General features: G+C 62.7%; 20 protein-coding genes. All 20 read left to right on the forward strand.

Translation table 11 applies throughout. The features are described from left to right. Positions 1–46 precede the first annotated feature (46 nt). The 20 genes from BSY238_RS15770 (at position 47) to BSY238_RS15865 (ending at position 19752) form a co-directional block, all read left to right on the forward strand. Complete coding sequence (locus BSY238_RS15770) at positions 47–1318, forward strand: O-acetylhomoserine aminocarboxypropyltransferase/cysteine synthase family protein (protein ID WP_069039985.1); 1272 nt, start codon at positions 47–49, stop codon at positions 1316–1318. Positions 1319–1431: 113 nt separating this feature from the next. After that, positions 1432–2430 carry a PstS family phosphate ABC transporter substrate-binding protein gene (locus BSY238_RS15775; RefSeq protein WP_069039986.1) on the forward strand — a complete coding sequence of 333 codons (999 nt, stop codon included), beginning with the start codon at positions 1432–1434 and terminating at the stop codon, positions 2428–2430. 91 nt (positions 2431–2521) lie between these two features. After that, positions 2522–3478: a phosphate ABC transporter permease subunit PstC gene (gene pstC, locus BSY238_RS15780; RefSeq protein WP_069039987.1), complete on the forward strand. Its 957-nt coding sequence runs from the start codon at positions 2522–2524 to the stop codon at positions 3476–3478. A 3-nt stretch (positions 3479–3481) separates the two neighbouring features. Further along, a complete protein-coding gene (gene pstA, locus BSY238_RS15785; protein ID WP_069039988.1) occupies positions 3482–4405 on the forward strand; it encodes a phosphate ABC transporter permease PstA in 924 nt (307 codons plus the stop codon). Positions 4406–4439: 34 nt separating this feature from the next. Next, a complete protein-coding gene (gene pstB / locus BSY238_RS15790; RefSeq protein WP_069039989.1) occupies positions 4440–5225 on the forward strand; it encodes a phosphate ABC transporter ATP-binding protein PstB in 786 nt (261 codons plus the stop codon). A 91-nt stretch (positions 5226–5316) separates the two neighbouring features. Beyond that, positions 5317–6072 (forward strand): triose-phosphate isomerase, encoded by a 756-nt coding sequence (gene tpiA / locus BSY238_RS15795; RefSeq protein ID WP_083224073.1) that lies wholly within the window; start codon positions 5317–5319, stop codon positions 6070–6072. Between the two features lie 9 nt (positions 6073–6081). Then, positions 6082–6447, forward strand: a complete 366-nt coding sequence (gene secG / locus BSY238_RS15800; RefSeq protein ID WP_069039990.1) for a preprotein translocase subunit SecG — start codon at positions 6082–6084, stop codon at positions 6445–6447. 146 nt (positions 6448–6593) lie between these two features. Further along, entirely contained in the window at positions 6594–6950 is a 357-nt protein-coding gene (locus tag BSY238_RS15805; protein WP_069039991.1) for an NADH-quinone oxidoreductase subunit A, read from the forward strand. Between the two features lie 51 nt (positions 6951–7001). Then, complete coding sequence (locus BSY238_RS15810; protein ID WP_018411439.1) at positions 7002–7478, forward strand: NuoB/complex I 20 kDa subunit family protein; 477 nt, start codon at positions 7002–7004, stop codon at positions 7476–7478. Between the two features lie 5 nt (positions 7479–7483). Continuing rightward, entirely contained in the window at positions 7484–8086 is a 603-nt protein-coding gene (locus BSY238_RS15815) for an NADH-quinone oxidoreductase subunit C (RefSeq protein WP_069040740.1), read from the forward strand. After that, positions 8079–9332, forward strand: a complete 1254-nt coding sequence (locus BSY238_RS15820) for an NADH-quinone oxidoreductase subunit D (RefSeq protein WP_069039992.1) — start codon at positions 8079–8081, stop codon at positions 9330–9332. Before BSY238_RS15815 ends, BSY238_RS15820 begins: the two co-directional genes overlap by 8 nt. 33 nt (positions 9333–9365) lie before the next feature. Next, positions 9366–9848: an NADH-quinone oxidoreductase subunit NuoE gene (nuoE, locus tag BSY238_RS15825; RefSeq protein WP_069039993.1), complete on the forward strand. Its 483-nt coding sequence runs from the start codon at positions 9366–9368 to the stop codon at positions 9846–9848. Further along, complete coding sequence (gene nuoF, locus BSY238_RS15830; protein WP_069039994.1) at positions 9845–11179, forward strand: NADH-quinone oxidoreductase subunit NuoF; 1335 nt, start codon at positions 9845–9847, stop codon at positions 11177–11179. Before nuoE ends, nuoF begins: the two co-directional genes overlap by 4 nt. After that, positions 11173–13500 (forward strand): NADH-quinone oxidoreductase subunit NuoG, encoded by a 2328-nt coding sequence (gene nuoG, locus BSY238_RS15835; RefSeq protein WP_069039995.1) that lies wholly within the window; start codon positions 11173–11175, stop codon positions 13498–13500. The genes nuoF and nuoG overlap by 7 nt, the downstream gene beginning before the upstream one ends. Continuing rightward, positions 13500–14567, forward strand: a complete 1068-nt coding sequence (nuoH, locus tag BSY238_RS15840; RefSeq protein WP_069039996.1) for an NADH-quinone oxidoreductase subunit NuoH — start codon at positions 13500–13502, stop codon at positions 14565–14567. The genes nuoG and nuoH overlap by 1 nt, the downstream gene beginning before the upstream one ends. A gap of 10 nt (positions 14568–14577) precedes the next feature. Beyond that, positions 14578–15066, forward strand: coding sequence for an NADH-quinone oxidoreductase subunit NuoI (gene nuoI / locus BSY238_RS15845; RefSeq protein ID WP_069039997.1), 489 nt, complete (start codon positions 14578–14580; stop codon positions 15064–15066). A gap of 70 nt (positions 15067–15136) precedes the next feature. Next, complete coding sequence (locus BSY238_RS15850) at positions 15137–15739, forward strand: NADH-quinone oxidoreductase subunit J (RefSeq protein ID WP_069040741.1); 603 nt, start codon at positions 15137–15139, stop codon at positions 15737–15739. A 17-nt stretch (positions 15740–15756) separates the two neighbouring features. Then, positions 15757–16077 (forward strand): NADH-quinone oxidoreductase subunit NuoK, encoded by a 321-nt coding sequence (gene nuoK, locus BSY238_RS15855; RefSeq protein WP_069039998.1) that lies wholly within the window; start codon positions 15757–15759, stop codon positions 16075–16077. Between the two features lie 5 nt (positions 16078–16082). Then, positions 16083–18170, forward strand: coding sequence for an NADH-quinone oxidoreductase subunit L (gene nuoL, locus BSY238_RS15860; protein WP_069040742.1), 2088 nt, complete (start codon positions 16083–16085; stop codon positions 18168–18170). Positions 18171–18273: 103 nt separating this feature from the next. After that, positions 18274–19752 (forward strand): NADH-quinone oxidoreductase subunit M, encoded by a 1479-nt coding sequence (locus BSY238_RS15865; protein WP_069039999.1) that lies wholly within the window; start codon positions 18274–18276, stop codon positions 19750–19752. Positions 19753–19755 lie beyond the last annotated feature (3 nt).

The raw sequence follows: 19755 nt of genomic DNA on the forward strand, positions 1-19755 counted from the left end.
CCGTCGCGTGTAGATTTCCGCCCTTAACGTCAGGGAGGACACGACCATGCGTCTCGACACGCTCGCCATTCACGCCGGCTATTCGCCGGACCCCACCACCAAGGCGGTGGCGGTGCCGATCTATCAGACCACCAGCTACGCCTTTGACGACACCCAGCACGGGGCCGACCTGTTCGATCTCAAGGTGAAGGGCAACATCTACACCCGCATCATGAACCCGACCAGCGATGTGCTGGAGCAGCGCGTCGCCGCGCTCGAGGGCGGCATCGGGGCGCTGGCGCTGGCCTCAGGCCAGGCGGCGATCACCTACGCGATCATGACCATCGCCGAAGCGGGCGACAACATCGTCGCCACCTCGGCGCTGTATGGCGGCACCTACAATCTGTTCGCGCACACGCTGCCGCAGTACGGCATCGAGGTGCGCTTCGTCGATGCGGCCGATCCGGCCTCGGCGGCGGCGAAGATCGATGCGCGCACCAAGGCGGTATTCTGCGAGTCGATCGGCAATCCGCTCGGCAACGTGGTCGACTTCGCGGCCTTCGCCGACGTGGCGCACCGCGCCGGCGTGCCGCTGATCGTCGACAACACCGTGCCGTCGCCCTGGCTGACACGGCCGATCGAGCACGGCGCCGACATCGTCGTGCATTCACTGACCAAATACATGGGCGGTCACGGCACCAGCATCGGCGGCATCATCGTCGACGGCGGCCGTTTCCCGTGGACCGAGCACAAGGCGCGCTTTCGCCGGCTGAACGAGCCGGAAGTGAGCTATCACGGCGTGATCTACACCGAGGCGCTGGGGCCGGCGGCCTACATCGGCCGGGCACGCACGGTGCCGCTGCGCAACATGGGCGCAGCGATCTCGCCATTCAACAGTTTTCTGATCCTGCAGGGACTCGAAACACTGGGTCTGCGCATGGAACGACACTGCGAGAACGCCACCGCGGTGGCCCGTCATCTCCAGGCGCATCCCAAGGTCGAATGGGTCAATTACGCGGGGCTGCCTGAGCATCCGAGCCATGGTCTGGTGCAGCGCTATTTCGGTGGCAAGGCGTCCGGTCTGCTCACCTTCGGCGTCAAGGGAGGCCGTGAGGCCGGCGCGCGCTTCCAGGACGCGCTCAAGCTGATCACCCGCCTGGTCAATATCGGCGACGCCAAATCGCTGGCCTGCCATCCGGCCTCGACCACTCATCGCCAGCTGTCGCCGGACGAACTGAAGCGGGCTGGCGTGTCGGAAGACATGGTGCGCCTGTCGATCGGCATCGAGCACATCGACGACATCGTGGAGGATCTGGAACAGGCGCTGCAGACGGTCTGATGACGGTCGGAAGGGTGGTTCGATGAATTGTTACACCTTCACATGGCTGTAACAAAGTCTTCATAGACTGCGCAGGTCGCATCGAAAACGATGACACCCTACGGAGACTACTGATGAACGTACGCAAGATCGCCACCCTGACCGCCGCCCTTGGCGCTCTGTTCGCTTCCGGCTCGGCTCTGGCTCAGGAGTTGATCAAGATTGACGGTTCCAGCACCGTATTTCCGGTGACCGAAGCGGTTGCCGAAGAATTCCAGAAGGCCAAGAAGGGCAAGGTTCAAGTCACGGTCGGCATTTCCGGCACCGGTGGCGGTTTCAAGAAGTTCTGCCGCGGCGAAACCGCGATCCAGAACGCGTCGCGCCCGATCCTCGAAAAGGAAATGGCGGACTGCAAGGCCGCCGGCATCAAGTATGTTGAACTGCCGGTCGCCTTCGACGCGCTGACTGTCGTGATGAACCCGAAGAACACCTTCCTGAAGCAGGCGACCGTCGAAGAGCTGAAGAAGATGTGGGAGCCGTCTGCCCAGGGCAAGATCACCAAGTGGAACCAGGTCAATCCGGCCTGGCCGGATGCGCCGATGAAGCTGTTCGGCGCGGGCGCCGACTCGGGTACTTTCGACTACTTCACTGAAGCCATCGTCGGCAAGTCGAAATCCAGCCGCGGCGACTTCACCGCCTCGGAAGACGACAATGTGCTGGTGCAGGGCGTGTCGCGCGACGTGAATGCGATCGGCTACTTCGGTTATGCCTACTACGCGGAAAACCAGGACAAGCTGAAGGCTGTCCCCATCGTCAATCCGAAGACCGGCAAGCCGGTTCTGCCGTCACTCGAAGCGGTGATCGCCGGTGATTACCAGCCGTTGTCGCGCCCGATCTTCATCTACGTGAATGCGGCCGAAATCAGCCGCCCGGAGATCAAGGAATTCGTCGAGTTCTACCTCAACGAAAGCGAAGAACTGGTGAAGGAAGTGAAGTACGTGCCGCTGACCAAGGCCGACTACAAGCACGCGCTCGACAACTTCACCAAGAAGCGCACCGGCACTGCCTTCGGTGGTGTGGCCGAAGTGGGCGTAACGGTGTCGGAACTGCTCAAGCGCGATCCGAAGGAATAAAGCAGGCGCAGAGATGCCCCGGGCGCAAGTCCGGGGCTTTTTGCTGTCCAGTCGCCGCAACTGCCCGCGGCCGATAGAATGAGCGCCCCAAATGTCCGCCAACGCCCCGCCCATGTCAGCACCTTTGTCGAGTGCGCCCGATACGGTCAGCGACCGCCTGCGCAAGCGCGCATCCCGTCACGTCAAGGAAAGGCTGATCGAATTCGTCCTGTTCGCGGCCGCGTCGGTGTCAGTGATCACGACGATCGCCATCGTCTATGTGCTCGTCAGCGAGTCGCTGATGCTGTTCGAACACGTGTCGCTGTGGGACTTCCTGACCGACACGCAATGGACCCCGCTGTTCGACGATGCCCACTACGGCATCATGGTGCTGCTGTCGGGCACGCTCACCAGTTCTTTTGTCGCCCTGGCGGTGGCTTTGCCGCTGGGTACCATCATCGCGATCTACCTGTCTGAATTCGCGTCATTCCGGACGCGCGAAATAGCCAAGCCTTTCCTCGAACTGCTCGGCGGCGTTCCGACCATCGTCTATGGCTACTTCGCGCTGACCGTGGTCACGCCGATACTGCAGATATTCTTCCCGGAACTTCCCGGCTTCAGCCTGCTGTCGGCAGGTCTGGTCATGGGCATCATGATCATTCCCTACGTCAGTTCGCTGTCGGAAGACGCGATGCGCGCGGTACCGATGAGCCTGCGCGAAGGTTCGTATGCCATGGGCGCCACGCGTCTGCAGACTGCGCTGCGCACCGTGGTGCCGGCGGCGACGTCCGGCATCGCTTCGGCCTACATCCTCGGCATTTCGCGCGCGGTTGGCGAAACGATGATTCTTGCCGTCGCGGCCGGCATGCAGCCGAATCTCACGCTGAATCCGACCGAACCGGGCGCGACCATCACGTCCTACATCGTGCAGGTGGCGCTGGGTGACCTGCCGCACGGCTCGATCGGCTACCAGACGATCTTTGCCGCCGGCCTGATGCTGATGTTGCTGACCCTGTGTTTCAACCTGCTTGGCTACTACCTGCGCAAGCGCTTCCGTGAGGTGTACTGAGCGATGAATCAACAGGATATCCAGGCCATCCGGGCCATCATCACGCGCCACAAGCGCTGGGACCTGCTGTTCGGGCTGATCGGTGTGCTCGCCCTGATGGTCGGCGTGCTCACCTTCACTGCGCTGTTTGCGGACATGGCGATGAAAGGGTGGGAACGCCTCGACTACGATTTCATGACGAACTTCCCGTCGCGCCGTGCGGGCAGCGCCGGCATCCTGTCGGCGTGGGTCGGCACCATCCTGGTCATGCTCGTGACCGCGATGTCTGCCGTGCCGCTGGGAGTCGCCGCCGGCATCTATCTGGAAGAGTACGCGCCGAAGAACTGGGTGACCGACATCATCGAAATCAATGTGACCAACCTCGCCGGCGTGCCGTCCATCGTCTATGGCCTGCTGGCGCTCGGCTTGTTCGTCTACAAGTTCGGTTTTGGCCAGAGCGTGCTGTCGGCCGGCCTGACATTGGGCTTGCTGATTCTGCCTGTCGTCATTGTGGCAACCCGCGAATCGATCCGTGCCATTCCGCAGATGGTGCGTGAAGGCTCGTATGCCTGCGGCGCGACGACCTGGCAGACGGTAAAGGACCACATCCTGCCGTATTCGAGCGCCGGCATCCTGACCGGCATCATCATCGGCATGGCGCGCGCGATCGGTGAAACCGCGCCCATCATCACGATCGGCGCATTGACCTTCATCGCTTTCCTGCCGCCGTCGCCGATCGGCGAGGTTGCGCCCTACATCAACTTCGACTGGCTGTTCGCACCCTTCACGGTGATGCCGATCCAGATGTTCAACTGGACATCGCGCCCGGAAGCCGCCTTCCAGGCCAACGCAGCCGCCGCCGGATTCGTGCTGGTGCTGATGACGCTGGCCATGAACGGCACTGCAATCTGGCTGCGCTACCGTCTGCGCCGCAACATCAAGTGGTAAGCGGCTTCGCCCCCTGCATTCTGAGAGATCCGACATGAATACCGTGACCGACGCAAAAATCGCCATCAAGGCCGAGGTGCAGAACCTCGATTTTCACTACGGTGCCTTTCATGCCCTCAAGGGCATCAACATGCCGGTGCATGAAAAGAAGGTGACGGCGCTGATCGGCCCGTCGGGTTGCGGCAAGTCGACGCTGCTGCGCTGCTTCAACCGCATGCACGACCTGTATCCCGGCAACCGCTACGACGGCAAGATCCTGCTGCATCCGGACAACACCAATCTTCTCGACCAGGAAGTCGATCCGATCGAGGTGCGCATGCGCATCAGCATGGTGTTCCAGAAGCCGAATCCGTTTCCCAAGTCGATTTACGAGAATGTCGCCTACGGCCTGCGCGTACGCGGCGAAAAGCGTCGTTCGGTGATCGACGAGCGGGTCGAAGAAGCGCTGCGCGGCGCGGCACTGTGGGAAGAGGTCAAGAACCGCCTGAACGAGCTGGGCGCCAATCTGTCCGGTGGTCAGCAGCAGCGGCTGTGCATCGCGCGCGCACTGGCGACCGACCCGGAAATCATCCTGTTCGATGAACCCACATCGGCGCTGGACCCGATCGCCACCGCCAGCATCGAGGAACTGGTGACCGAACTGAAGGACAAGGTGACCATCCTGATCGTGACGCACAACATGCAGCAGGCGGCGCGCGTCAGCGACTACACCGCCTACATGTTCATGGGCGAACTGATGGAATTCGGCCTGACCGACCAGATATTCATCAAGCCGCAGCGCAAGGAAACCGAGGACTACATCACCGGTCGATTCGGCTGACCTGCTGCTGCCAGACGTGCGAACCCCGGATTTTTGCGCGGCCATGCGCTAGAATCCGCGGTTTTGCTTTTGGCAGGTGACTGTGGCGGCGATGCGAACACTGGTCGTAGGCAACTGGAAGATGCATGGCTCGCAGGCGGCGAACGCCGATCTGCTCAAGGCCTTGCGCAATGCGCCGGCCCCGGGCTTCCCGGTGGTGGTCTGCGTGCCGTACCCCTATCTGCAACAGGCGGCCGAACTGCTTGCGGGGTCCCATGTCGGCTGGGGTGCCCAGAACCTGAGCGAGCATCTGAAAAACGGCGCCTACACGGGCGAAGTATCGGGCGCGATGCTGGCGGATTTCCACTGTCAATACGTACTCGTGGGCCACTCCGAGCGGCGTGCGCTGTACGGCGAGAGCGACGAACTGGTCGCCGCCAAGACAGAAAGCGCGCTGGCATCCGGCCTGATTCCGATTGTTTGCGTCGGCGAAACACTGGACGAGCGCGAACGTGCCGTGACCGAGTCGGTGGTCGAGCGGCAGCTCATTGCGGTCCATGAGCGCATCGGAAGCGAGGCCCTGGCGCGCTGCGTGATCGCCTACGAGCCCGTGTGGGCCATCGGCACCGGCGTGACGGCCACGCCGGCGCAGGCGCAGGCGGTACACGCCTTCATTCGTGCGCGCCTTGAAGCACTGTGCGGTTCGGCAGTCGCAGCGCGCACATCGATTCTTTATGGCGGCAGTGTCAAGCCGCAAAACGCAGCCGAACTTTTCAGCCAGCCTGATATTGACGGCGGTCTTATTGGCGGCGCGGCGCTGGTGGCGGGGGATTTCCTCGCCATCGTTGCAGCTGCTGCTGCATCCTGAGGTGATTTGATGGGCATCGTTTTTTCAGTCGTACTTTCGGTCCACGTTCTGGTCGGCATTGCGGTGATCGTTCTTGTGCTGTTGCAGCATGGCAAGGGCGCAGACATGGGGGCCGCGTTCGGCGGTGGTGCGTCGGGCAGCCTGTTCGGCTCGTCCGGTTCGGCCAACTTCCTCAGCCGTGCCACCGGTGCGCTGGCGGCAGTGTTTTTCTGCACCAGCCTCGGCTTGAGCTACATTGCGACCAACCAGCCGCGCTCCGGCGCCAGTTCGGTCATCGACGCAGCCAAGGGGGTGACGGTTCCTGCCGTGCCGGCCGCGCCTCAGGCGCCCGAAGTGCAGAATCCCGATTCGAAGGCTGCCGATATTCCCAAGTAGGTTTCGGCTGATGTGAAACGCGCTATACTCCGCGCGTTTCACGCTGCAGTGCAACGTGATGCAGGGTTCATCCGCCCCTGTGTCGATGCCGGCCCCGGACTACTCGCCGTGTCGCCGGAACTGTTTTTACGCATGAACAACCCGTCATGTTGATCGAATATTTCCCGGTCCTTCTGTTCATCCTGATCGGCGTCGCCTTCGGTTTCGTGCCGATGCTCGCCGGCAAGCTCGTCGGGCCCAGTCGCCCCGACCCCGAAAAGCTGTCCCCCTACGAATGTGGCTTCGAAGCGTTCGAAGATACGCGGATGAAGTTCGACGTCCGCTATTACCTCGTGGCCATTCTGTTCATCCTGTTCGACCTTGAAATCGCCTTTCTCTTCCCGTGGGCCATCGTGCTCGAAGAGATCGGCATGTTCGGTTTCGTGGCGATGATGATCTTCCTCGGCATCCTCGTTGTGGGGTTTGTCTACGAATGGAAGAAGGGCGCACTAGACTGGGAATGAACACGCTGGCTGTTCCCCCCGGTACTTGCAGTTTTTTCGACGGATTGAGCGATGAGCATTGAAGGTGTACTGCAGGAAGGCTTCGTCACGACGCAGCTGGACAAGCTGATCAACTGGACGCGCACGGGCTCGCTGTGGCCGATGACCTTCGGTCTGGCCTGTTGTGCCGTCGAAATGATGCAGGCCGGTGCGTCGCGCTACGACCTTGACCGCTTCGGCATCGTGTTCCGTCCCAGCCCGCGCCAGTCCGATCTGATGATCGTCGCCGGCACGCTGTGCAACAAGATGGCCCCGGCGCTGCGTCGTGTGTATGACCAAATGCCCGAGCCGCGCTGGGTGCTGTCCATGGGGTCATGCGCCAACGGTGGCGGTTACTACCATTACTCCTATTCCGTGGTGCGCGGCTGTGATCGCATCGTGCCGGTGGATGTCTATGTGCCGGGCTGTCCTCCGACAGCCGAGGCGTTGATTTACGGTCTGGTGCAACTGCAGAACAAGATTCGCCGCACCAGCACGATCGCGCGTTGAACATCATGAGCTCACGGCTTGAATCCCTGCGCGAGACATTGCTCGCGCAGTTCGGCGAACGCATCCGGACAACGACGTCCGCGCTCGGCGAACTGACACTGGAAGTCGGTTCCGCCGACTATCACGACATGGCGCTTGCGCTGCGCGACCACGCAGACGTGCCGTTCGAACAACTGATCGACCTGTGCGGCATCGACTATTCGACGCATGCGACACGCTCTTCAGGTGCGCGCTATGCGGTGGTGTGCCACCTGATGTCGGTGGCGTCCAACCTGCGCCTGCGCCTGCGCGCGCTGATCCAGGACGAAGATTTTCCGGTGATCGCGTCGGTCAACGACATCTGGCCGGCGGCCAACTGGTTCGAGCGCGAGGCGTTCGACCTGTTCGGCATCATGTTCACCGGCCACGGCGACCTGCGCCGCCTGCTGACCGATTACGGTTTTGTCGGCCATCCGTTCCGCAAGGATTTCCCGATTTCCGGTCATGTCGAAATGCGCTACGACCCCGACCAGAAGCGCGTCATCTATCAGCCGGTCAGCATCGCACCGCGCGAAGTCACGCCGCGCGTCGTGCGCGAAGAGCATTACGGGGACGTCGGTCATGGCTGAAATCCGCAACTACACGATGAATTTCGGGCCGCAGCATCCGGCGGCTCACGGTGTGCTGCGTCTGGTGCTCGAACTCGACGGCGAAGTCGTGCAGCGCGCCGATCCGCACATCGGCCTGTTGCATCGCGGCACCGAAAAGCTCGCCGAAACGCGCACCTGGATCCAGAGCGTGCCGTACATGGACCGGCTCGACTACGTGTCGATGATGTGCAACGAGCACGCCTACTGCATGGCGATCGAGAAGCTGCTGCAGCTCGAGGTGCCGGAACGTGCGCAGTACATCCGCGTCATGTTCGACGAAATCACGCGCATCCTGAACCACCTGCTGTGGCTGGGCGCGCATGCGCTCGACGTCGGTGCGATGACGGTGTTCCTGTACGCGTTCCGCGAGCGCGAAGACCTGATGGACGCCTATGAGGCCGTATCCGGCGCGCGTCTGCATGCCGCCTACTATCGGCCGGGCGGCGTCTATCGCGATCTGCCGGATTCGATGCCGAAGTACGAACTGAACAAGTTCAAGAATGCCGATGCCATCAAGCGGCTGAACGAGAACCGCAGCGGCTCGATGCTCGACTTCCTGCAGGACTTCACCGACCGCTTCCCGCGCTATGTCGATGAGTACGAAACCCTGCTGACCGACAACCGCATCTGGAAGCAGCGTCTGGTCGACATCGGCATCGTGACGCCGGAACGTGCCAAGGCACTCGGTTTCACCGGCCCGATGCTGCGTGGTTCGGGCATCGCCTGGGATCTGCGCAAGAAGCAGCCGTATGAAGTGTATGACCGCATGGATTTCGACATCCCGATCGGCACCAATGGCGACAGCTACGACCGCTACCTGGTGCGCATCGAGGAAATGCGCCAGTCGAATCGCATCATCCGTCAGTGCATCGACTGGCTGCGCGTCAATCCCGGCCCGGTCATCACCGAGAACCACAAGGTGGCACCGCCGTCGCGCGAAGCGATGAAGGGCAATATGGAAGAGCTGATCCACCACTTCAAGTTGTTCACCGAAGGCATCCACGTACCGGAAGGCGAATGCTACGCGGCGGTGGAACACCCGAAGGGCGAGTTCGGCATCTATGCGGTGTCCGACGGCGCGAACAAACCCTACCGGCTGAAGATTCGCGCCCCCGGTTTTGCGCATCTGGCCGCGATGGATGAAATGTCGCGCGGCCACATGATTTCCGACGTGGTCGCCATCATCGGCACGATGGACATCGTGTTCGGCGAGATAGACCGGTAAGAGATCGATGAGTGATCGATGAGCATGGACAGAATGACTTTCACGCTGACTGAAGCGTCGTGCGCGGCGATTGACCGCGAAGTCGCGAAGTACCCCGAAGGCCAGGCCATTTCGGCGGTCATGGCCGGCCTGCGCATTGCGCAGGAACAGAACGGCTGGCTGTCGCCGGACGCGATCGAAGCGGTGGCGCAGCATCTGCGCATCCCGCCGATGGCGGCGATGGAAGTGGCGACCTTCTACAACATGTATGACGTCAAGCCGGTCGGCCGCTGGAAGGTCACGGTCTGCACCAATCTGCCCTGTGCGCTGTCGGGTGGCGAGCAGGCGGCCGAATACGTGAAGGAAAAGCTCGGCATCGGCTTCAACGAAACGACACCGGATGGCCGCTTCACGCTGAAGGAAGGCGAGTGCATGGGCGTTTGCGGTGACGCGCCGGCCATCATCGTCAACAACACGCGCCTGTGCAGCTGGATGACCCGCGAACGCATCGACGCACTGCTGGACGAACTCAAATGAATGCCGCGACCGAACTGCCCGTGATCCTGCTCGCAGGGCTGGATGGCGACCGGACCTGGGGTCTGGCCGACTACGTGAAGCGCGGCGGTTACGCTGCCCTGCGCAAGATTCTCGAAACCGGCATGACGCAGGAACAGGTCATCGCCGAAGTGAAGAAATCCGACCTGCGCGGCCGCGGCGGCGCAGGTTTCCCGACGGGCCTGAAGTGGAGCTTCATGCCGCGCCAGTTCCCGATGGACAAATACGTCGTGTGCAATTCCGACGAGGGCGAACCGGGAACGTTCAAGGACCGCGACCTGCTGCGCTACAACCCGCACATGGTCATCGAAGGCATGATCATCGCCGGATACGCGATGGGTTGCAGCCGCGGCTACAACTACATCCACGGCGAAGTGTGGACCTTGTACACCCGCTTCGAGGAGGCGCTGGCCGAAGCGCGCGCCGCCGGTTTCCTCGGCAGGAACATCATGGGCAAGGGCTTCGACTTCGAGCTGTTCGCGCACCACGGCTGGGGCGCCTACATCTGCGGCGAAGAAACCGCATTGCTCGAATCGATCGAAGGCAAGAAGGGGCAGCCGCGTTTCAAGCCGCCGTTCCCGGCCAGTCACGGTCTTTACGGCAAGCCGACGACGATCAACAACACCGAAACGTTTGCCGCGATCCCCTGGATCATTGCGAACAGCGGCGAGGCTTTCCTCGCGCTGGGCAAGCCGAACAACGGCGGCACCAAGATATTCTCGGTGTCCGGTCACGTCAATCGTCCGGGCGTGTATGAGATTCCGCTCGGCACGCCGTTCGCCACATTGCTCGACATGTGCGGCGGCATGCGCGGCGGGCGCAAGCTCAAGGCGGTCATTCCGGGCGGTTCATCCGCACCGGTGCTGCCGGCCGACGTCATGATGGACTGCACGATGGATTACGACGCCATCGCCAAGGCAGGTTCGATGCTGGGTTCAGGCGCGGTCATCGTGATCGACGAAAGTGCCTGCATGGTGAAGTCGCTCGAGCGCCTGTCCTATTTCTATCACGAGGAATCGTGCGGCCAATGCACGCCGTGCCGCGAAGGCACCGGCTGGCTGTACCGCATGGTGCACCGGATCGAGCACGGTCAGGGCCGTCCGGACGACCTCGATGTACTCGACAACGTCGCCACCAACATCGCCGGCCGCACCATCTGCGCCCTGGGCGACGCGGCGGCGCTGCCGGTCAAGAGCTTCATCAAGCATTTCCGCTCCGAGTTCGAATATCACATCGAACACAAGCGCTGCCTCGTCCCGGTCGACGTGCAGCGCGAAGGCAGCCGTATCTACGTGGACCACGCAGCATGCTAGAGATCGAAATCGACGGCCAGAAGCTGGAAGTGCCGGACGGCAGCACGGTGATGGACGCCGCCAACCGTCTGGGCGTGCACATCCCGCATTTCTGCTATCACAAGAAGCTGTCCATCGCCGCCAATTGCCGCATGTGCCTGGTGCAGGTCGAGCGCGCGCCCAAGCCGCTGCCGGCGTGTGCCACGCCGGTCACCAACGGCATGAAGGTGCAGACGCATTCGGATCAGGCCATCACCGCGCAGAAGGGCGTGATGGAGTTTCTGCTGATCAACCACCCGCTCGACTGCCCGATCTGCGATCAGGGCGGCGAGTGCCAGTTGCAGGATCTGGCAGTGGGCTACGGCGCATCGGCGTCGCGCTATCAGGAAGAAAAGCGCGTCGTGTTCAACAAGAACCTCGGCCCGCTGATTTCGACCGACATGACGCGCTGCATCCACTGCACGCGCTGTGTGCGTTTCGGACAGGAAATCGCCGGTGTCATGGAACTGGGCATGGCGAACCGCGGCGAGCATTCGGAAATCATGGCCTTCGTCGGCCACACGGTCGATTCCGAGCTGTCCGGCAACATGATCGATCTGTGCCCGGTCGGCGCGCTGACCTCCAAGCCGTTCCGCTATTCGGCCCGCACCTGGGAACTGTCCCGTCGCAAGACGGTGAGTCCGCACGACAGCCTCGGTACCAATCTGGTGGTGCAGGTCAAGCATGATCAGGTCATGCGCGTGCTGCCGCTGGAGAACGAAGAGGTCAACGAGTGCTGGATTTCCGATCGCGACCGCTTCTCGTATGAAGCGCTGAACGGCGATCAGCGCCTGACGAAGCCGATGATCAAGCAGGATGGTCAGTGGCTGGAAGTCGATTGGCAGACCGCGCTTGAATACGTTGCCAACGGGCTGCGTCGTGTGGCGCGCGACCATGGCGCCGGCAAGATCGGCGTGCTGGCCGCTCCGTATTCGACCACCGAAGAACTGTATCTCGCCGGCCAGCTGGCACGCGGGCTCGGGGGCAACATCGATCACCGCCTGCGCCAGAGTGATTTTTCGCTCGACGGCAAGCTTTCCGGCGCACCCTGGCTGGGCATGAAGATCGCCGACGTGTCGAAGCTCGACGCCGCACTGGTGGTCGGCAGCTTCCTGCGCAAGGATCACCCGCTGATCGCCCAGCGTCTGCGTCAGGCCGCGCGTCACGGTACCCACGTCAGCGCACTGGGTGTCGATGGCAGCGACTGGCTGATGACGCTGTACGAACGCATCACCGTCGCGCCGTCGGCGATGGCTGCCGAACTGGCCGCGCTGGTGCGCGCCGCAGCGCAGATCCGCAGCGTTGCCGTGCCGGCTGGTGTCGAAGCCGGCCCGGTGACGGATGGCGGGCTGCGCATTGCACAAAGCCTCATTGACGAAGGCGAGGGCGGTCGCGCGATTTTCCTCGGCTCGGTCGTGCAGCAGGCGAGCAATGCCGCCGAGCTTCATATATTGGCGCAGGCACTGGCCGACATCACCGGCGCACAGTTCGGCTATCTGGTCGAAGCGGCCAACAGTGTCGGCGCTCAGGTAGTGGGCGCGCAATCGGGCCTGAATGCGCACGACATGCTCGCGGCCGGTCTGCACGCCGTGGTGCTGCTCAATACCGAACCGGAAGTGGATTCGGCGAATCCGCCCGCCGCACTTGCCGCGCTGCGGGCAGCCGATACGGTGATCGTGATGTCGCCGTTCAAGACCGGCCTGGATTACGCCGACTGCCTGCTGCCGATTTCGCCCTTCACCGAAACCTCCGGCACCTACGTGAGCTGCGAAGGCCGCATCCAGAGTTTCCATGCCGTCGTGCGCCCCAGGGGCGACAGCCGTCCGGCGTGGAAGGTGTTGCGTGTGCTCGGCAGCCTGCTCGAATTGCCGGGTTTCGATTTCGACACCTCGGAAGCCGTGCGCGACAAGGCGCTGTCCGGCGCAACCGGCTGGCTGCCCGATGCGGCGCTGGGCAATGTGGCGACGGGCGTCAGTCTGGCGAGCACCGCGTCGCCGGACGGGCTGCAGCGCGTGGCTGACTTCCCGATCTACCGCAATGACGCCACGGTGCGTCGTGCGCCCGCACTGGCTGCCGCACGCGACTCCGCCGTGCCGGTTGCCCGCATGCACAGCGCAACGGCTGCGCAGTTCGGTCTGGCGCCAGGCAAGCGGGTACGCCTGCACGGCGCGGCGTCGTCCTGCGAACTGGATCTGGCGCTCGATGACACGGTGCCGGCCGATTGCGTCCGCGTGGCGGCCGGCTGGCCGCAGACGGCGGCACTGGGCAGCCTGACCGGCACCCTGACAGCGGAGGCCGTGTAATGGACGCGCTGCTGCAACCCGTGCAGGACCTGCTCGGCGCCGCCTGGCTGCCGGTATGGACCGTGGTCAAGATCTTCGCGATCATCCTGCCGCTGCTCGGCTGTGTCGCCTACCTGACGCTGGCCGAGCGCAAGATCATCGGCTGGATGCAGGTGCGCAACGGCCCGAACCGCGTCACCTTCTTCGGCATCAAGTTTCTGGGCGGTCTGGCGCAGCCGATCGCCGACGGCCTGAAGCTGCTGTTCAAGGAAATCGTGCTGCCGTCGGCATCGAGCAAGATGCTGTTCGTGCTGGCTCCGGTGCTCGCCCTTGCGCCTTCGCTGGCCGCCTGGGCGGTGATTCCGTTCAGTGAAGGCATGGTGCTGGCCGACATCAATGCCGGCCTGCTGTACATCATGGCCATCACGTCGATGGGGGTGTACGGCGTCATCATCGCCGGCTGGGCGTCGAATTCGAAGTACGCCTTCCTCGGCAGCCTGCGTTCCGCCGCGCAGATCGTCAGCTACGAAATCGCCATGGGCTTTGCGCTGGTGACCGTGCTGATGGTGTCGCAGAGCCTGAACCTGTCGGACATCGTGCGCGGGCAGGGCGAGGGCATGTTCGCCGACATGGGTGTCGGTGTGCTGTCGTGGAACTGGCTGCCGCTGCTGCCGATGTTCGTCGTCTACTTCATTGCCGGCGTGGCGGAAACGAATCGCTCGCCGTTCGACGTCGTCGAAGGCGAGTCGGAAATCGTGGCCGGTCACATGATCGAGTATTCGGGCATGGCGTTCGCGCTGTTCTTCCTGGCCGAATACGCGAACATGATCCTGATCGCCTGCCTCACGTCGATCATGTTCCTTGGCGGCTGGCTGTCGCCGGTGGGTTTCCTGCCTGACGGCATCTTCTGGCTCGCCGCCAAGACCTCGTTCTGCCTGTTCTTCTTCCTGTGGCTGCGTGCGACGTTTCCGCGCTATCGCTACGACCAGATCATGCGTCTGGGCTGGAAGGTGTTCATTCCCGTCACCATCGTGTGGCTCGTGTTCATCGGCGGCTGGATGATGTCCCCGCTGTCGATCTGGAAGTGAAGGACGCGTCATGGGATCGATGAAAGACATGTTTGGCGGTCTGATGCTGACCGAACTGCTGAAGGGCATGGCGCTGACCGGCCGTCACCTGTTCGCACGCAAGATCACCATCCAGTTTCCGGAAGAGAAGACGCCGCAGTCGCCGCGTTTCCGCGGCCTGCACGCTCTGCGCCGCTACCCCAACGGCGAAGAGCGCTGCATCGCGTGCAAGCTGTGCGAAGCGGTGTGCCCTGCAATGGCCATCACGATCGAATCCGACCAGCGCGACGACGGCACGCGTCGTACCACGCGCTACGACATCGATCTGACCAAGTGCATCTTCTGCGGTTTCTGCGAAGAAGCCTGTCCGGTCGATGCCATCGTCGAAACGCGCGTGCTCGAGTACCACGGCGAGAAGCGCGGCGACCTTTACTACACCAAGCAGATGCTGCTCGCGGTCGGTGACCGCTATGAAGGCCAGATCGCCAGCGACAGGGAAGCGGACGCGAAATACCGCTGACGGGTGCCGGTCCGCGCGCCGTTGCGCGGGCGGTACTTCAGGGAACGGATAAAAACGACATATATAGATGATGGATTTCCATACTGCAGTCTTCTACTTTCTCGCCACGATTCTGGTGCTGGCGTCGCTGCGCGTGATCACCGCGCGCAACCCGGTGCACGCGGCGCTCTATCTCGTGCTGGCCTTCTTCACGGCGGGTGGCGTGTGGATGCTGCTGCGCGCCGAGTTTCTCGCCATCGCGCTGGTGCTGGTCTATGTAGGTGCGGTGATGGTGCTGTTCCTGTTCGTCGTGATGATGCTGGACATCAACATCGAGCGCCTGCGCGAAGGCTTTTGGGCAAATCTGGTGCCCGGCCTGATCGTCGCCGGCCTGATGCTGGCCGAAATGGTCGCGGTGCTCGGCGCACGCTACTTCTCGGCGGCCGGAGCGCCGGCGCCGGAAGCCCCGGCGGCCGACTACAGCAACACCAAGGAACTGGGCCGGCTCATCTATACCGAGTACGTGTATCCGTTCGAGCTGGCGGCGGTCATCCTGCTGGTGGCCATCATCGCCGCCATCGCGCTGACGATGCGCAAGCGCAAGGACACCAAGTTCCAGGACCCGGCGAAGCAGATCGCGGTGCGCCGCGAGGACCGCATCCGCCTGGTGTCGATGCCGGCCGAAAAAGACTGAGAAACGAAGCGCACGACATGACATCACTGCTCTCCCTATCGCTGTCCCACTTCCTGGTGCTCGGTGCGCTGCTGTTCGCGATCAGCGTCGTCGGCATCTTCCTGAACCGGAAGAACCTCATCGTGCTGCTGATGGCGATCGAACTGATGCTGCTGGCGGTGAACATGAATTTCGTCGCCTTCTCGCATTACCTGGGCGACCCGTCCGGCCAGATCTTCGTTTTCTTCATCCTCACCGTAGCCGCCGCGGAATCCGCGATCGGGCTGGCCATCCTCGTGGTGCTGTTCCGCAACCTGAACACCATCCACGTCGATGATCTCGACAGCCTGAAAGGTTGAGCGACATGACCTCGATGCAAAAGCTCTATCTGCTCGTCCCGCTCGCACCGCTGATCGGCGCGATCATCGCCGGTCTGTTCTGCCGCGTCATCCCGCGCTGGGTGGCACACAGCGTCACCATCCTCGGCGTCGCGGTGTCGCTGGTCGCGTCGTGGGTCATCTTCCAGGACGTGCAGGCCGGCAACAGTTTCAACGGTGCGCTCTACACCTGGGCGACCAGCGGCAGCCTGACGATGGAAATCGGTTTCCAGATCGACAAGCTCACCGTGATGATGATGCTGGTCGTCAATTTCGTGTCGCTGATGGTGCACCTCTACACCATCGGCTACATGGCGGAAGACCCCGGCTACAACCGCTTCTTCTCCTACATTTCGCTGTTCACCTTCTCGATGCTGATGCTCGTCATGAGCAACAACTTCGTGCAGCTGTTCTTCGGCTGGGAGGCGGTCGGTCTGGTGTCCTACCTGCTGATCGGCTTCTGGTTCAAGCGCCCGACCGCGATCTACGCCAACCTGAAGGCCTTCCTGGTGAATCGCGTCGGCGATTTCGGCTTCCTGCTGGGCATCGGCCTGATCGCCGCCTACGCCGGCACGCTCAACTACGCCGAAGTGTTCGCCAAGCGCGAGGAACTGGTCGCGATGACGGTGGCCGGCACCGACTGGCCGCTGCTGACGGCCGTGTGCATCTGCCTGTTCATCGGCGCGATGGGCAAGTCGGCCCAGGTTCCGCTGCACGTCTGGCTGCCGGATTCGATGGAAGGCCCGACGCCGATTTCCGCGCTGATCCACGCGGCGACGATGGTGACGGCCGGCATCTTCATGGTGACCCGCATGTCGCCGCTGTTCGAGCTGTCGGAGACCGCACTGTCCTTCGTGCTGGTGATCGGCGCGACGACGGCGCTGTTCATGGGCTTCCTCGGCATCATCCAGAACGACATCAAGCGCGTGGTCGCGTACTCGACGCTGTCGCAGCTCGGCTACATGACGGTGGCGCTCGGTGTGTCGGCCTACTCGGCGGCGGTGTTCCACCTGATGACGCACGCCTTCTTCAAGGCGCTGCTGTTCCTCGGTGCCGGCTCGGTCATCATGGGCATGCACCACGATCAGGACATGCGCAACATGGGCGGCCTGTGGAAGTACATGCCGATCACCTGGTTCACGTCGCTGCTCGGTTCGCTCGCGCTGATCGGCGTGCCCTTCCTGTCCGGCTTCTACTCGAAGGATTCCATCATCGAGGCGGTGCATTTCTCGACCATCCCCGGTGCGGGCTATGCCTACTTCTGCGTCGTCGCCGGTGTGTTCGTGACCGCCTTCTATTCGTTCCGGATGTACTTCCGCGTATTCCACGGTCCGGAAAACTTCGGCAAGGCGCATCACGACCATCACGACGCGCCTGCGCACGACGCGAAGGCGGCGCACGCCGCGAAGGATGATCACGCCCATGCGGCTCACGGTGACGATCACGCGGCGCACGACGACGATCACGCCGATGAACACCACGGCCTGGCACCGGGCGAAAAGCCGCACGAGTCACCCTGGGTGGTGTGGCTGCCGCTGGTGCTGCTGGCGATTCCGTCGGTCGGCATCGGCTTCTGGACGGTGCAGCCCATGCTGTTCGGCGACTGGTTCTCCGGCGTCGTCGAAGTGCTGCCGCAACACGACACGCTGGCCGAACTTGGCAAGCACTTCACCACCGCGACCGGCATGGCACTGCATGGTGTGACCGCGCTGCCTTTCTGGCTGGCTCTGGGTGGCGTGGTACTGGCCTGGATCATGTACATCGCGATGCCGTCGCTGCCGGGTCGCGTCGCGCCGATCTTCCGCCCGATCAACACGCTGCTCGAAAACAAGTACTACTTCGACAAGTTCAACGAAGTGGTGTTTGCCGGCGGCGCGCGTGCGCTCGGCCGCGGACTGTGGGCCGCCGGTGATCGCACCGTGATCGACGGCGTGCTGGTCAATGGCTCCGCTTCGGCCGTCGGCGCCTTCGCGCGCCTGGCGCGTGGCATCCAGACCGGTTACATCTACCGCTACGCTTTTGCAATGGTGATCGGCGTCTGCCTGTTGCTGCTGTGGAGGCTGGGCTTCAAGTGATGGGGTGCGGGCGGTGCAGCTGCCGCCTGCTGCGTGTGATTCAAGGGAGTGCTTCTGCACAGCCGGCCGGACCGGTCGTTGAGCAAGCCAGACAAATAAAGAAATGACCGATATTCCCCTTCTCAGTCTCGCCATCTGGTTGCCGATTGCTGGCGGCCTGCTGGTGCTGGCCAGCGGCGATGGCCGCAACGTCGCGTTCTCGAAGCTGATCGCGCTGGTGACCGCGATCTTCGGCTTCCTGATCACGATTCCGCTCTACACCGGCTTCGATCCATCGAGTGCGTCGATGCAGTTCGTCGAGCTGATGCCGTGGGTGCGCGACTACAACATCAACTACCACCTCGGTGTCGACGGCATTTCGATGCCTTTCGTCATCCTGAACAGCTTCATCACGCTGCTGGTGATCATGGCGGGCTGGCAGGTGATCGAAACCAAGGTGTCGCAGTACAACGCGGCCTTCCTGATCATGTCGGGCCTGCTGAACGGCATCTTCTCGTCGCTCGACGGCATCCTGTTCTACGTCTTCTTCGAATCGTCGCTGATCCCGCTCTACCTGGTGATCGGCATCTGGGGCGGCAAGAACCGCGTCTACGCCGCGTTCAAGTTCTTCCTCTACACGCTGCTCGGCTCGCTGCTGATGCTGATCGCACTGCTCTACCTGTTCCACAAGAGCGGCAGCTTCGGCATCCTCGACTGGCACCGCGAGCCGCTGGCGATGGCGGCGCAATCGCTGATCTTCTGGGCCTTCTTCGCGAGCTTTGCGGTGAAGGTGCCGATGTGGCCGGTGCATACCTGGCTGCCGGACGCCCACGTCGAGGCGCCGACCGGCGGTTCGGCGGTGCTGGCGGCGATCGGCCTGAAGCTGGGCGCCTATGGTTTCCTGCGCTTCTCGCTGCCCATCGTGCCGGATGCAGCAACCCACTTCGCGCCCATCGTCATCGGTCTGTCACTGATCGCGGTGATCTACATCGGGCTGGTTGCGCTGGCGCAGACCGACATGAAGAAGCTGGTCGCGTACTCGTCGATTTCGCACATGGGTTTCGTCACGCTGGGCTTTTTCATCTTCAATCCGCTTGGTGTAGAGGGCGCGCTGGTGCAGATGATTTCGCACGGCTTCGTTTCGGCAGCGATGTTCCTGTGCATCGGCGTGCTGTACGACCGCATGCACACCCGCAACATCGGTGACTACGGCGGCGTCGTGAACACCATGCCCAAGTTTGCCGCCTTCTTCCTGCTGTTCGCGATGGCCAACGCCGGTCTGCCGGCGACGTCCGGTTTCGTCGGCGAATTCATGGTGGTGCTCGGCGCGCTGCAGTTCAACTTCTGGACCGGTTTCGCCGCCGCCACCACGCTGATCCTGGGCGCGGCCTACACGCTGTGGATGTACAAGCGCGTCATCTTCGGCGCGGTCGCCAACAGCCATGTTGCCGAACTGAAAGACATCAACGCCCGCGAAATGCTGATCCTCGGCGTTCTTGCCGCATGCACCCTGGCCATGGGCATCTGGCCGCAACCGGTGACTGAAATCATGCACGCGACCGTGAACCAGCTGCTGGGACACGTTGCCGTTGGCAAGCTCTGACGG

The organism is Methyloversatilis sp. RAC08, from assembly GCF_001713355.1.
Taxonomy (GTDB): Bacteria; Pseudomonadota; Gammaproteobacteria; order Burkholderiales; family Rhodocyclaceae; genus Methyloversatilis.

Bases quoted from the DNA above. Each gene is read 5' to 3' on its own strand.
- nuoK (WP_069039998.1), top strand. From the start codon at position 15,757: ATGACATCACTGCTCTCCCTATCGCTGTCCCACTTCCTGGTGCTCGGT.
- secG (WP_069039990.1), top strand. From the start codon at position 6,082: ATGGGCATCGTTTTTTCAGTCGTACTTTCGGTCCACGTTCTGGTCGGC.
- BSY238_RS15775 (WP_069039986.1), top strand. From the start codon at position 1,432: ATGAACGTACGCAAGATCGCCACCCTGACCGCCGCCCTTGGCGCTCTG.
- pstC (WP_069039987.1), top strand. From the start codon at position 2,522: ATGTCCGCCAACGCCCCGCCCATGTCAGCACCTTTGTCGAGTGCGCCC.
- tpiA (WP_083224073.1), top strand. From the start codon at position 5,317: ATGCGAACACTGGTCGTAGGCAACTGGAAGATGCATGGCTCGCAGGCG.
- BSY238_RS15820 (WP_069039992.1), top strand. From the start codon at position 8,079: ATGGCTGAAATCCGCAACTACACGATGAATTTCGGGCCGCAGCATCCG.
- BSY238_RS15770 (WP_069039985.1), top strand. From the start codon at position 47: ATGCGTCTCGACACGCTCGCCATTCACGCCGGCTATTCGCCGGACCCC.
- BSY238_RS15810 (WP_018411439.1), top strand. From the start codon at position 7,002: ATGAGCATTGAAGGTGTACTGCAGGAAGGCTTCGTCACGACGCAGCTG.
- pstB (WP_069039989.1), top strand. From the start codon at position 4,440: ATGAATACCGTGACCGACGCAAAAATCGCCATCAAGGCCGAGGTGCAG.
- nuoF (WP_069039994.1), top strand. From the start codon at position 9,845: ATGAATGCCGCGACCGAACTGCCCGTGATCCTGCTCGCAGGGCTGGAT.
- BSY238_RS15805 (WP_069039991.1), top strand. From the start codon at position 6,594: ATGTTGATCGAATATTTCCCGGTCCTTCTGTTCATCCTGATCGGCGTC.
- BSY238_RS15815 (WP_069040740.1), top strand. From the start codon at position 7,484: ATGAGCTCACGGCTTGAATCCCTGCGCGAGACATTGCTCGCGCAGTTC.
- nuoI (WP_069039997.1), top strand. From the start codon at position 14,578: ATGGGATCGATGAAAGACATGTTTGGCGGTCTGATGCTGACCGAACTG.
- BSY238_RS15850 (WP_069040741.1), top strand. From the start codon at position 15,137: ATGGATTTCCATACTGCAGTCTTCTACTTTCTCGCCACGATTCTGGTG.
- pstA (WP_069039988.1), top strand. From the start codon at position 3,482: ATGAATCAACAGGATATCCAGGCCATCCGGGCCATCATCACGCGCCAC.
- nuoL (WP_069040742.1), top strand. From the start codon at position 16,083: ATGACCTCGATGCAAAAGCTCTATCTGCTCGTCCCGCTCGCACCGCTG.
- nuoE (WP_069039993.1), top strand. From the start codon at position 9,366: ATGACTTTCACGCTGACTGAAGCGTCGTGCGCGGCGATTGACCGCGAA.
- nuoG (WP_069039995.1), top strand. From the start codon at position 11,173: ATGCTAGAGATCGAAATCGACGGCCAGAAGCTGGAAGTGCCGGACGGC.
- BSY238_RS15865 (WP_069039999.1), top strand. From the start codon at position 18,274: ATGACCGATATTCCCCTTCTCAGTCTCGCCATCTGGTTGCCGATTGCT.
- nuoH (WP_069039996.1), top strand. From the start codon at position 13,500: ATGGACGCGCTGCTGCAACCCGTGCAGGACCTGCTCGGCGCCGCCTGG.